We start from the raw sequence: 242 nt of genomic DNA, 5'->3' as shown, positions 1-242 counted from the left end.
ATCAAACGGTTGTAATTGTTTATTGTCTTTTGTAACCGGCTCACTGCCAACTAATCCTAACAACATAGGAATTGACGGACCGTAAATGTCGGCATCTAGTATGCCTACTTTTGCGCCTTCATTTTTAAGCGAGCCCGCAAGATTTACAGCCGTAGTAGATTTGCCTACCCCGCCTTTGCCTGAGGCGACTAACACAATATGTTTAATGGCTTTAAATTTCGCAGCCTCTTTAAGGTGAACAC

Annotated in this window: 1 protein-coding gene; it reads right to left on the bottom strand. The window is 43.0% G+C overall.

Annotated features, from left to right (window positions below):
• The coding region (locus AAEY62_RS24355; protein ID WP_350637050.1) for a P-loop NTPase at positions 1-242 on the bottom strand (242 nt) is incomplete at both ends.

The sequence above is a fragment of the Pseudoalteromonas sp. GW168-MNA-CIBAN-0100 genome (assembly GCF_040309225.1).
Taxonomy (GTDB): Bacteria; Pseudomonadota; Gammaproteobacteria; order Enterobacterales; family Alteromonadaceae; genus Pseudoalteromonas; species Pseudoalteromonas arctica.
The sequence above is the reverse complement of the archived record's forward strand: the minus strand, read 5'-3'. Positions and strand labels throughout refer to the sequence as shown.